Source organism: Clostridium moutaii (genome assembly GCF_041205085.1).
Taxonomy (GTDB): domain Bacteria; phylum Bacillota; class Clostridia; order Clostridiales; family Clostridiaceae; genus Clostridium_B; species Clostridium_B moutaii.
In genome coordinates, this window is record NZ_JBGEWD010000024.1 from 23205 (window position 1) to 34871 (window position 11667).

13 protein-coding genes and 3 pseudogenes are annotated in these 11667 nt (G+C 33.3%); 15 read left to right on the plus strand and 1 reads right to left on the minus strand.

What is annotated here, in order from left to right; genetic code table 11:
• Positions 1-246 precede the first annotated feature (246 nt).
• From AB8U03_RS16515 to AB8U03_RS16535, 5 genes and pseudogenes are all read left to right on the plus strand, one after another.
• Complete coding sequence (locus AB8U03_RS16515) at positions 247-1776, plus strand: methyltransferase domain-containing protein (RefSeq protein ID WP_369705652.1); 1530 nt, start codon at positions 247-249, stop codon at positions 1774-1776.
• Between the two features lie 752 nt (positions 1777-2528).
• Positions 2529-2966, plus strand: coding sequence for a hypothetical protein (locus AB8U03_RS16520; RefSeq protein WP_369705653.1), 438 nt, complete (start codon positions 2529-2531; stop codon positions 2964-2966).
• Between the two features lie 258 nt (positions 2967-3224).
• Positions 3225-4369: pseudogene (locus AB8U03_RS16525) on the plus strand (helix-turn-helix domain-containing protein).
• Complete coding sequence (locus AB8U03_RS16530) at positions 4341-5282, plus strand: ABC transporter ATP-binding protein (protein WP_369705654.1); 942 nt, start codon at positions 4341-4343, stop codon at positions 5280-5282. Before AB8U03_RS16525 ends, AB8U03_RS16530 begins: the two are co-directional and overlap by 29 nt.
• Positions 5279-6073 carry an ABC transporter permease subunit gene (locus AB8U03_RS16535; protein WP_369705655.1) on the plus strand — a complete coding sequence of 265 codons (795 nt, stop codon included), beginning with the start codon at positions 5279-5281 and terminating at the stop codon, positions 6071-6073. Before AB8U03_RS16530 ends, AB8U03_RS16535 begins: the two co-directional genes overlap by 4 nt.
• Positions 6074-6269: 196 nt before the next feature.
• Here the strand turns inward: AB8U03_RS16535 and AB8U03_RS16540 are convergent, their stop codons facing one another.
• Positions 6270-6713: a MerR family transcriptional regulator gene (locus tag AB8U03_RS16540; protein WP_369705656.1), complete on the minus strand. Its 444-nt coding sequence runs from the start codon at positions 6711-6713 to the stop codon at positions 6270-6272.
• A gap of 148 nt (positions 6714-6861) precedes the next feature.
• Here AB8U03_RS16540 and AB8U03_RS18060 point away from each other — a divergent pair, with 148 nt between their 5' ends.
• From AB8U03_RS18060 to AB8U03_RS16585, 10 genes and pseudogenes are all read left to right on the plus strand, one after another.
• Complete coding sequence (locus AB8U03_RS18060) at positions 6862-7128, plus strand: iron-containing alcohol dehydrogenase (RefSeq protein WP_407064935.1); 267 nt, start codon at positions 6862-6864, stop codon at positions 7126-7128.
• Positions 7106-7438 carry a dehydroquinate synthase/iron-containing alcohol dehydrogenase family protein gene (locus AB8U03_RS18065; protein ID WP_407064936.1) on the plus strand — a complete coding sequence of 111 codons (333 nt, stop codon included), beginning with the start codon at positions 7106-7108 and terminating at the stop codon, positions 7436-7438. Before AB8U03_RS18060 ends, AB8U03_RS18065 begins: the two co-directional genes overlap by 23 nt.
• Positions 7384-7599, plus strand: a pseudogene (locus AB8U03_RS16550) (cupin domain-containing protein); the annotation flags it as partial. The gene AB8U03_RS18065 and the pseudogene AB8U03_RS16550, both read left to right, overlap by 55 nt.
• A gap of 42 nt (positions 7600-7641) precedes the next feature.
• Entirely contained in the window at positions 7642-7962 is a 321-nt protein-coding gene (locus tag AB8U03_RS16555; protein ID WP_369705657.1) for a carboxymuconolactone decarboxylase family protein, read from the plus strand.
• 5 nt (positions 7963-7967) lie between these two features.
• On the plus strand, positions 7968-8441 hold the full coding sequence (locus AB8U03_RS16560) for a flavodoxin (RefSeq protein ID WP_369705658.1): 474 nt from the start codon (positions 7968-7970) through the stop codon (positions 8439-8441).
• Positions 8442-8445: 4 nt separating this feature from the next.
• Positions 8446-8712: an aldo/keto reductase gene (locus AB8U03_RS16565; protein ID WP_369705659.1), complete on the plus strand. Its 267-nt coding sequence runs from the start codon at positions 8446-8448 to the stop codon at positions 8710-8712.
• Between the two features lie 166 nt (positions 8713-8878).
• On the plus strand, positions 8879-9511 hold the full coding sequence (locus tag AB8U03_RS16570) for a flavodoxin family protein (RefSeq protein ID WP_369705663.1): 633 nt from the start codon (positions 8879-8881) through the stop codon (positions 9509-9511).
• A gap of 202 nt (positions 9512-9713) precedes the next feature.
• Positions 9714-10058 carry a flavodoxin family protein gene (locus tag AB8U03_RS16575; protein ID WP_369705660.1) on the plus strand — a complete coding sequence of 115 codons (345 nt, stop codon included), beginning with the start codon at positions 9714-9716 and terminating at the stop codon, positions 10056-10058.
• Between the two features lie 34 nt (positions 10059-10092).
• Positions 10093-10938, plus strand: coding sequence for an aldo/keto reductase (locus AB8U03_RS16580; protein WP_369705661.1), 846 nt, complete (start codon positions 10093-10095; stop codon positions 10936-10938).
• A 334-nt stretch (positions 10939-11272) separates the two neighbouring features.
• Positions 11273-11545, plus strand: a pseudogene (locus AB8U03_RS16585) (transposase); the annotation flags it as partial.
• Between the last annotated feature and the right edge of the window lie 122 nt (positions 11546-11667).

Genomic DNA, 11667 nt, shown 5'->3' on the forward strand with positions numbered 1-11667 from the left:
ATTTTCCTCCTATATAATTTCACCGTAAATAATAATTATAGGATCATTACTTACTAAATTATTCTCATATATATACTATTCATAAATTTCAATTTTGCCTATAGATAAAAATCGATATGATTTAATACTATAAATTCATTGTGAAATACTTTATGCTTAAAAGTTAATTGTATATAATAGTTAACTAAAATTATTACAACTTCATATAATGTATTTAGAATTTATATAGATAAGGGGTCGGTTGTAATGGATATTTATGTGATGCCATTTTTTATAAATAAAGAAAATTATGGTGAGGAAATAAATATGGCATCCCAATGTTTGAAAAGTTTATCTTATTCTAAAGATGTTAATATATTGATTTTTAATCAGGGATGCTTGTCTAATAAAGAACTAGAAGAAATTTTAAAAAAATTTAACTTTAACTATAAAATAATTGGTATTAGTGAAAATGTAGGAATTACACTATCCAGATATATAGGATTTAGATATATTATAGAAAATTATTCTGATATTAATTATGTTATAGAATCTCATATTGATATGATTTTTCCTCCTAATTGGCAAGAACCATTAATACAATATTTGGATTCATCTGAAGAACCAATGATATCTCCAGCAATAATAACTAATTTTTCAGATAACGCTTTTCCAAATAAAAACACTACTCTAGAAGATAAAATTAAATATTTGTCCACAATGGGAGAAGATAAATTTACTAATGGATTTGTACATCCTGTTATTCATAAATTAAGTGTATTAAAAGAAATATGTGCATATGACGTTGGATTTTTAACAGGTACTCAAGGTTATGAAGATGATAGTATTTTATTAGGATATAATTATTATATGGGTACCAGCAAAAAATGGTTGCCTAAAATCTATCATAAATCTTATGTTTATCATAAGACATTATTTCAAAGATTCAAACTTCAAAATTTGTCTGAATCATTTAATAAAAATTATCTAGGACTAAAATCACAGTATGGGGCATATGGATTAAAAGAATTAGGTAGAATTTATCCAAACAATGATTTTTTCATACGTGAATATCGTAAATCTATAATAAATCCTGACATATACAAAAAGTATAGTATGTATATTGGAAAAAACAGTTCTAAAACAAAATCTACTATAGACAAAAAATCTTCAAGATTTATAGTTACTACAGATGAGAAAAAAACAGAATGCTTATTAAAATTTCCTAATGATTGGTGGAGCAGATGTTATGAATATGCCTGGGCATCAAACTTTTTAGAAAAAAATGATACCTGTTTAGATGCGGCTTGCGGCGTTCCTCATCCTTTCAAATTTTATTTAGCCAGCATATGCAAAAATGTATATGCATGCGATATTGATACTGATATTTTAGATAAAAATAAAATATTATCAAGAGTTAGTCAATATTTTGATGAAGAAGATGTTAAAAAAGCTGAAAAATATATAAATAAAATAAACCTTTCAAATAGCAGTTTGACAAATCTCCCCTATGAGGATAATAAATTTGATAAAGTTTATTGCATTTCGGTACTTGAGCATCTTTCAAATGATGATAAAGAAGAATCTATCAACGAGTTTTACAGAGTGTTAAAAAAAGATGGCTTACTTGTATTAACCATTGATTATCCAACTGCGGCTCTAAATTTATTAGTTAACAATTTAAAAACCACAGGATTTAAATTTGTAGATTCATTTGATTGTAAAATATATCCTAATGCTATATATTCTAAATTATTAGGCGGATTATATTGTTTCAGATTATTATTAAAAAAATAGGCTTTGAAAATTCTGTTACGGGCATTAGTATTCCAGAGTGATATTAGCAGTGGCTTAGTTGATGGATTATCAATTTTTGTAACTGCGGGAACTCGTATATTATTGGTGTTTTCAGCAACATCAGCTGGAATGAGTTTAGTTAATACTATTTTTGGTTATTCTAGAGAGTAAATCCAATTTCGTAGAATCTTATCACAAATGACGAGGATTTTTAGTGAACGAGCTTGATATGAGCTGGCTAAAAGGACGTATTCAAATAATATTGTTGTAAAAAATTTATAAAAAGTATGATTTAAAATAATAATCTGTGTTATAATATAAATAAAGAATAGTAGTAAAAATAAAAACAGAATGTGGCAAACATCCTGTAGTGTACAATCTAGTTGCTTAGGCAACTAGTATTACTAAGTTTATTAAATAAAAATAGTAGTCTCCAATTGCGAGTCGGGCTACTATTTTTTTATTTCTTTAATAAGTAATACTATGAATGTTAACAGTGAAATGAGGAAAAGTCCTCCTTCGAAAAGTAGCATTAAGATGACATTACTCATCGTATCACCTCCCTTCAAGAGGGATAAGTGATACAAGTAGCCCACATGCAATCTATTTGATTGTACTAATAAATTATAGCATGTCTGATTTGATAATTCTATAGTTGGTATTATCTGTCCCTTTAAATATATATTATAAAATAGGAAAGCATTTGTTGATGATATTAAAGTCAATGAATGTTTTATTTTTATATTTGGAGGATGATAAAAATAAGGATTATCAAAACGCTAAAAGATATTGAACTACTAAAGGAGAAATCACAAATAAATAAAGAAGTGCTTCAGGAAATTGAGGAGTATTTCAAAAATGTATATAACAACATAGGTAAGCCAGAAAGAAAATTAATCAACGATTTTTCCCTAAAAGACTGTGGGATAATTGTATATCTTGAAGAGGGAGACAATGTGTGGGACTTAGAAGAAATAGGACTAAACCCAGAAGACAACAGACTACTTGGAGCAACTCCAGAATGGATTGACGAACAACCTATAAATAATTTGCCTATATATGATACAACGACAAAGCATTCTATAATGAAATCAGGTGTATTTCGTATATCCATATTTTCAGTATTATTTATAGCAGCTTTTTTTATTGTAAATAGATATAATAAGTACAGAAACAATAAGTATGAATAAGAGTTTGATGATGATAAGTAAAGCTATGGATATAATATTTATTTAATAATATTCAAATAAGACAAATTAAAATATACAAAAGCATGGCTAATTGTAAATCAAAGATTACTTATAATTAGCCATGTTTAATTAAAAGAAGCAGGGTTTTAATTTATTAAATTGGGTTTCCTGTAAGTTAACTTTTTCAACCAAAGTTAACTACAAATCCATTTACAGGAAATGGCCCAACACGTAAAATATTAATTAGAGGTGATGGCTGTGAAAGAGTTAAATATAGGTAAATGTATTATTCAGAAGAGAAAAGAAAGGAAAATAACGCAGGAACAATTGGCAGATTATATTGGAGTTTCTAAAGCATCTGTTTCCAAATGGGAATCTGGATTGAGTTATCCTGATATTACACTCCTTCCCCAGCTTGCATCCTATTTTAATATTTCAGTGGATGAATTACTGGGGTATTCTCCACAACTTACAAAGGAAGATATTAAAAAAATCTATAATAAACTTTCCCATGAATTTGCTGTAAAGCCTTTTGATGAAGTAAGGAGTCAGTGTAACAAATTAATAAAAAAATATTATTCCTGTTTTCCTTTTTTGCTTTCTATGATCCAGTTATTGTTAAACTATTCCGCCCTGTCAAAAAACCAAAAAGTAAAAAAAGAAATTTTTCAGCAGTGCATATTGCTGAGCAGGAGAATAAAAGAGGAATCAGAGAACATTTCTGACATAAAAGATGCAAATACTAAGGAGGCATTGGCAGAGATGGCATTGGGAAACAGTGAAGAAGTTATTCGCTTATTGGATAATAAATTAGCTCCCTACAGCGGAGATGATGTCATATTGATAAATGCATACAGGGTGCAGGGAAAAACTGCCCAGTCAAAATCAGTAAATCAAATACTGCTTTATAATAATGTAATAAACACATTGACACTTTTAACCAATTATCTTTCCTTGAACATGACGGAACCAGTTTTGTTTGAAAAAATTTATTCCCAGGCCTTCAGATTATTGAATCTTTCCAGCTTTCAGAGATTTTGACAAATGATGTTTTGGGAATACATATTATTGCTGCACAGGGATATCTTATAGAGCAGAAAAAAGAAAAGGCAATGGATGCTCTGGAGCGATATGTGGATGTTGTGTCAAGGATTCAATTCCCACTCAGCTTTAAAGGAAATGAATATTTTAACCAGGTAGCCAAGTGGTTTGAGGACAATAGCTGCATTGGAACAAACACTCCTGTAGATGAAATGATAATCAAGAAAAATTTTATAGATGCAGTTGCCGAAAATCCTGCATTCACATCCTTAAGAGAAGATAAAGGGTATAATTTGCTTGTTGAAAAATTGAAAGGGAAACTAGGTGAAACAAATGAATGCCATAAATATAGTAAATCTTAAAAAATCTTACGATGGTAAGGTAAATGCCTTGAACAATGTAAATCTCAGCATACCAAAGGGTGAAATATTTGGTTTCCTTGGGCCTAATGGTTCGGGTAAAACCACTACAGTTAGAGTTCTCAATGGGATTCTTTCGGCAACATCAGGATATGCGGAAATTTTGGGAGCACCTGTGGGGGAAAACAATATTCAGATTCATAGATTATGTGGAGTTATGACTGAAACTTCCTCCTGTTATGAAAATCTTACTGCAAGGCAGAATCTTGTGTTTTTTGGAAGAATGCATGAGATGGAAGAAAAACTGATTGATGAACGTGTTGATTTCATATTAAAAAGGCTGGAATTATCAGATGTAAAGAACAAAAAGGTAAAATATTTCAGTACGGGAATGAGGAAGAGGGTTTCACTGGCTGTGTCATTAATTCACAATCCCAGGATTTTATTCCTTGACGAACCTACTTCTGGTTTGGATCCGGAAAATGCACTGAATGTTACAAGGCTTATAAGGGAACTTGCAGAGGAAAATCAGGTCACAATATTTCTTTGCACCCATCAATTAAAATATGCTGAAGATATTTGCACATTATATGGTTTTATAAATAAGGGGAATGTCCTTGGCATGGGTACTTTTGACGAACTTGCTGCAAAGAAAAATGCAGCTCTTCAATTGAAGATCAGGGGAAAAAATATTTCAGAGAGATCAGGGTTCATTTATGAAGGAAGTGGTATGTACAGCAAAAATATTTCAGGAGACAAAGAGGTAAATGCTTTAATACAAGGCATATTGGCAAAGGGCGGGGAAATTTATGAGGCAGTACAGCAGAAATGGTCTCTGGAACAACTTTATTTTAAATATATAAAAGACACAGCTGATGATGTAATGCATTATAAATCTGGAGGAGCTGGAATATGAATAGAAGTGAAAAGACATTGATATATAAAGATATAAATGAAATAACAGGTTCGAAACGGGTTATTGTTCCCATGACCATTGTACCCATTGTTTTGATTGTAGTCATACCTCTGGCAATATTGATAGGAGCCAATTTTATTGGAAGTGATTCAAGCGTGTTTGCAAAAATGGATCCTCTTTTGAAAAAACTGCCTTCAGAATATAGTTCATATACTCCTGCCCAGCTTTTAATAAAAGTATCGTTGAACTTTATGTTTCCGTCATACTTTCTTATAATTCCAATAATGTGTTCGGGGATTATTGGAGCCAGCAGCTTTGTGGGAGAAAAAGAACATAAAACCATGGAGTCACTTCTTTATACGCCCATATCCATGGAACAGCTGCTAAGAGCCAAGATTTTAGGTGTCTTTGTGCCATCTTACATCGTGACTTTGATTTCATTTATAATTTTTGGATTCATATTCAATATTGGCGGTTTTATCTATTTTGGAAAACTTATTTTTCCGGATATAAAATGGATCATAATAATACTTTGGATTGCACCTGCAATCAATTTGCTGTCGCTGACATTTACTGTTATGGTATCGGCAAAATCGGAAACCTTTGAGGAAGCACAGCAGGTAAGCGGCTTTCTTCTCATTCCGGTAATTCTTTTATTGGTGGGTCAAATGACAGGCATACTTTTGCTCAGCAAACTTGTAATGCTTATAGGAGGTGGTGCTCTCTTGATACTTGATTATATATTGATAAAGAGAATTTCCTCCAAGTTTATTCCTGAGAAATTGATTTAAATATCTGTTATTGACATTTTAATTTTCTTCCTGGTATCACTTCCCTTCAAAAGGGATTAGTGATACCAGTAGCCCACACACAACATATTTGATTGTACTAATAAATTATAGCATGCCTACTAGATAATTCTATATAAAATATGGTTTGATAATCTATGTACAAGCTGTAATACTAGGTAAAATAGAAAGCAAAACCTTACTTTGATATCCCTTTTTTTGCATCCTTATTTAGAAATTTCATAGCCAGTTCTTCACGTAAGCCAGGAACATTGGTTGTCCCATTTTCTTTTGATATTCTGTAAAACTCGCATTTATAATTGATACGGTCAAGTGCATTTTGTAAGAGAGCAATCTGTTTTTCAGTTTTTTCTTTTTGATGAATGAATAGATCATATCGCTGTTCAATTGTAGAATCTCCTTCTTCACACCATTCAAAGAACTGTTTGATATCCTTAAGTGGCATACCTGTATTTTTTAAACATTCTATCATTTTCAGGCATTCAACGTCTGTATTGTCGAACACCCTGATATTTCCAGAAGTTCTGTTGACAAGAGGAAGCAGTCCTTCCTTGTCGTAGTAACGCAGGGCTGATATGGATATATTTAGCATTTCTGATATTTCTCCAATGGAATAAGTCATAAAGCACCTCCAAAAAATTTACAAAAAAGTATTGACCTAAAGTTAGGTTTAGGTATTAGAATATATCTATCATAGTATATGAAAGAAGTTTATGCAAGTCTAAAGTAAATTTTACATTAATTAAATTTAGAAAAGAGGAGTATTAGATATGAGTTTTATGAAGTATTCACCAATTAGATTAATATTTGGTGCAGGACAATTAAATCATTTAAGAGAACAGCAGTTTCCAGGCAAGAAGGCTATACTTGTTATTTCTAATGGAAAATCAACAAAGGAAAACGGTTATCTTAGCAGATGCGAAGAAGAGCTGCATGCGGCAGGAGTAGAAATAGTTCTGTTTGATAAAGTGGAAGCCAATCCGTTGAAATCCACGGTTATGGTGGGTGGAAAATATGCCAGCTTATCAAGGTTTTGATGCATTATTCCATAGTACGAAATGTTATATTTCAGCAGCAGCAAATATGATGAGCGACATGTATGCCTTAACAGCTATTGAGAATGTGGGAGCTTATCTTGCAAGAGCTGTAGAAGATGGAAATGATATGGAATCAAGAGAACCTCAGGATTTTATCATAATGCTTGTAAAGCCGCAGAATGCATGTGGAGTAGCTGATCTTAAAATGTCCCACTATGGTATCCAGAGAAATGAATTAGACAAGATGGCAAAAAATGCAAGAGACACCATGGATGGTATCAGGAGATGGGTAAAGAACCACAGCTTTTAAAGAGCGGGGATGTGGTGTATATTGCTCCGGAAATTAAACACTGGCATGGTGCTGTAAAAGACGAGGTTTTTGCACATCTAGCTTTATCTGTTCCAGCGGAAGGCAGTTCTAATGAATGGTGTGAACCAGTAACGGATGAAGAATATAAAAAATTGAAATAATATTGTATAGATAGTAGTTTATCTATCGGAATGGAGGCAGTTATGAAAAAGCAGACGGCAGGCAGAGATACCCTTGGAATATTTGCACCTAAATTTGCGGAATTAAATGACGATGTTCTATTTGGTGAGGTGTGGTCACGAGAGGATAAATTATCGCTCCGAGATCGCAGTGTGATTACGGTAACGGCATTAATGACAAAAGGGATTTTTGATAATTCATTAAAATATCATATGACAAATGCAAAAAACAACGGAGTCACAGCGGAGGAAATTGCTGAAATTATCACGCATCTGGCATTTTATATGGGATGGCCAAATGCTTGGGCAGCATTTACACTGGCAAAGGAAGTATGGGAGGACTAAATATTATGGATAAAAAGTTGATTGTGTATTATTCGTATACAAATAATACAAAGAAGGTTGCAGAAAAGATCCAGAAGGCTACTGGTTCAGATATCTGTAGGATTGAAACAGTAAAGCCTTATACAGGAGATTACAATTCAGTAGTAGACCAGGGAAAACAGGAAGTAGACAGTGGATATAAACCAGCAATTAAGCCGCTTTCTGTAAATCTGGAAGATTATGATACGATTATTCTAGGTACACCGGTTTGGTGGTATACATACTCACCGGCAGTTGCAACATTTTTATCTAAATATGATTTGTCAGGCAAAAAGATAATTCCATTTGTAACCAATGGAGGATGGATTGGACATACAATAAAGGATATCCAAAAGGTTTGCAAGGATACCATTGTCTCAAATGCCATTGATATTAAATTTGATACAGATAAAATGATAATGCCTGAATCCAATCTTGAGAAATGGATTGTTCGTTTGTAAGAGTTTGTTTAAAAGTCAATATAATTATATTGACTTTGGTCCATTTAATCCGCTTGGAAATGGATTCCTGACAGGAACAATTAATAAGGATACCAAGTTTGGAAAAGGAGATATCAGAAGCATGTTGACACGTTTCCTTGGAGAAAATATGTATACAAATCAAATACTTCTGAATTTAACCAGAAAGCTTGTAGAAGATAAGAATGTCACTCTTGTGCAGATTGCTCTGGCATGGATTTTTGCACAAAAACCATGGATGGTTCCAATTTAAGGAACACGCAAACTGAACAGATTAAAAGAGAAAGCAGGAGCTGCAGGTGTTTCAGTAACTGATGAAGAGGTTTCTATGCTGGCAGAAACTCTAGACCACATTAAAGTAGCAGGCAGAAGAATTGAAAAAACAAGTAAAGATTATTAAAAAGAAGGGAATGGATAGAATGAAAGTATTATTAGTAAATGGAAGTCCACATGAAAAAGGATGTACTTATACTGCATTGTCAGAAGTTGCGGAGACATTACAGAAGGAAAGTATTGATACAGAGATATTTTGGATTGGCAATAAGGCATTAAATGGATGTATTGCATGTAAGATGTGTGTCACGAAGAAAAAATGTGTATTCGATGATAAAGTAAATGAATTTCTTGATATAGTTGGAGATTATGATGGATTTATTATTGGATCACCGGTACATTGGGCATCAGCAGGTGGAGCCATAACATCATTCTTAGACAGAGTATTTTATGCAGATCTTAATGGAGGAAGACAATCATTTTATTTAAAACCTGCAGCATGTGTAATATCTGCGAGAAGAGCTGGAACAACGGCAACCTATGATCAATTGAATAAGTACTTTGGGTTAATGCAGATGCCGATTGTTTCATCACAGTACTGGAATATGGTTCATGGTGCAACACCTGAGCAGGTTAAGCAGGATTTGGAAGGACTGCAGACTATGAGAACACTAGGACGTAATATGGCGTTTTTCTTAAGATGTAAGGAAGTCGGCCTTAAGAATGGTGTGAAAATGCCAGAACGTGAAACTGGAATATCCACTAATTTTATAAGATAAATATCTTACGTTATGATGTTATATATCATAAAATTCAGACAATAAAAGCAATTTCGTTTAAACAATGTAAAATCATCGAACAACATGCAAAAGAGATACTTGATACATTAGACCGTGTTGATAACTTGATAAGAAGATATGGGGTATGAGGAACGAGTTCTTAAGTATGAGAAAAAACTGAAATAGCGTACAAAAGGATGATATGACAGATATACTTAAACAGATATTCGATGCAGATGTCATCGTTCTGGCTACATCTGTCTATTTTTATTCTATAGACGGTCAGATGGAAACACCGATTGATAGGACACTGCCACGCTATACTGAAATTAAGGATAAAGATTTCTATTTTATTGCCATCGCAACTGCGAGTAAGGGTGCCATGGAACGTACTATTGACGGTTTACGTGGATTTACGGATTGTTTGCCAGGGAGGGGCTTATGTAAAATTATTTATGGAGCAGATGCGTGGCAGATTGGAGATATTAAGGGCAGTAAAGCAATGAGAGAAGCACACGAAACAGGTAAAAATGAAAGTTTTATTTAATTAAAAATATTAAAATAAACAGGAGGAATTTATTATGGAAAAAGTAACTTTAAACAATGGAATAGAGATGCCAATTCTTGGCTTTGGTGTTTTTCAAATCACAGATGAAGCGCAGTGTGAACAGGCGGTGATAGATGCTATTCATACTGGCTATCGTCTTATTGATACGGCTATGTCCTATCACAACGAGGAAGCGGTAGGTCGTGCAATCAAAAAATGCGGTGTTACCCGTGAAGAACTGTTTATTACAACAAAGCTGTGGCTGGCTGATGCAGGGTATGAAAAAACTATGAAAGCCTTTGAAACTTCTCTGAAAAAGTTGGATCTTGATTACCTCGACTTGTATCTGATTCACCAGCCTATCGGAGATGTATATGGATCATGGAGAGCAATGGAGGAGCTTTATAAAGCAAGAAAGATTCGTGCAATTGGGGTGGCAAATTTCATGCCTGACAGACTGGTGGATTTTGTAATGAACAATGAAATTACTCCAGCCATCAATCAGGTGGAGATCAATCCTTTCTGTCAACGTGCTTTTGACAAAGAAATTATGGAGAAAAAAAGCGTGCAAATCGAGTCATGGGGACCTTTTGCAGAGGGACGCAATGGTTTGTTCCAGAATGAAATATTGAAAACCATAGGAGAAAAATACGGTAAATCTATCGCGCAGGTGGTGCTACGTTGGCTTATTCAGCGAGGGGTAGTGTGTATCCCTAAGTCTGTGAAAAAAGAACGTATTGAGCAAAACTTTGATGTGTTTGACTTTACTTTAACCGATGAGGATATGCAGTCTATTGCTTTTCTCGATACAGGCAAGAGCTGCTTCTTCTCACATCACGATCCTGCTGCCATTGAGAGGCTATGTGGTATGGTTCGTTAAAAACAGAAAGAAAATTTATTGTATGTAAATAATTTAAAATTTAAGAGTAATAATTAGTATGCATAGGTGGCCTGCTCTTAGCTGATAGGTGTTAACTAAACATTGAAGAGCGAGCAGCTATTTATGGATAATAAATTTAAAAATAAAAAATATGGAATTATAAGTTGAGGAGAACGTAGAGTACAATGAACAAAACAACAAATAATAATTGGGAAATTTGTATGTTGACTATTATATGTTTTGACTCTTACCCACTTTGATAGACATTAGAAACTCGTGTTATACTAAAAATGAAGAAAAGGAGATATAGTAAACATGGGTAAAACAGCAATATAGTGCAGAATTTAAAATTGAAGCTGTAAAGAGATTAGAAAAGGCTGGTGAGCCAGTAACAAAAGTGGCGAGAGAATTAGGAGTAAAACCTACTACATTACACGGGTGGGTAATTAAATATAAGGATTCATCTGAAGCTCCTTTTCCTGGTAGTGGTCATCTTAAGCCAGAGGATGAAAAGTTAAGAAAGTTAGAAAGACAAATTAGAAATCTAAAAGAAGAAAATGAAATACTAAAAAAAGTGGCAGCTTACTTCGCCAAGAATCAAAAATAAAGAGATTCCAGTTTATCAAAGCTAATTGCCGCAGATATCGAGTAGCGAAGCTATGCCAGGTTCTCTGCGTAAAAAGGAGCAGTTACTATGCATGGGATAAAAGGCCAGAAAGTATTAGATCA

Coding starts and splice junctions, on each gene's coding strand:
- AB8U03_RS16515 (WP_369705652.1), top strand. CDS start 247: ATGGATATTTATGTGATGCCATTTTTTATAAATAAAGAAAATTATGGT.
- AB8U03_RS16520 (WP_369705653.1), top strand. CDS start 2,529: ATGATAAAAATAAGGATTATCAAAACGCTAAAAGATATTGAACTACTA.
- AB8U03_RS16530 (WP_369705654.1), top strand. CDS start 4,341: ATGAATGCCATAAATATAGTAAATCTTAAAAAATCTTACGATGGTAAG.
- AB8U03_RS16535 (WP_369705655.1), top strand. CDS start 5,279: ATGAATAGAAGTGAAAAGACATTGATATATAAAGATATAAATGAAATA.
- AB8U03_RS16540 (WP_369705656.1), bottom strand. CDS start 6,713: ATGACTTATTCCATTGGAGAAATATCAGAAATGCTAAATATATCCATA.
- AB8U03_RS18060 (WP_407064935.1), top strand. CDS start 6,862: ATGAGTTTTATGAAGTATTCACCAATTAGATTAATATTTGGTGCAGGA.
- AB8U03_RS18065 (WP_407064936.1), top strand. CDS start 7,106: ATGCCAGCTTATCAAGGTTTTGATGCATTATTCCATAGTACGAAATGT.
- AB8U03_RS16555 (WP_369705657.1), top strand. CDS start 7,642: ATGAAAAAGCAGACGGCAGGCAGAGATACCCTTGGAATATTTGCACCT.
- AB8U03_RS16560 (WP_369705658.1), top strand. CDS start 7,968: ATGGATAAAAAGTTGATTGTGTATTATTCGTATACAAATAATACAAAG.
- AB8U03_RS16570 (WP_369705663.1), top strand. CDS start 8,879: ATGAAAGTATTATTAGTAAATGGAAGTCCACATGAAAAAGGATGTACT.
- AB8U03_RS16575 (WP_369705660.1), top strand. CDS start 9,714: ATGACAGATATACTTAAACAGATATTCGATGCAGATGTCATCGTTCTG.
- AB8U03_RS16580 (WP_369705661.1), top strand. CDS start 10,093: ATGGAAAAAGTAACTTTAAACAATGGAATAGAGATGCCAATTCTTGGC.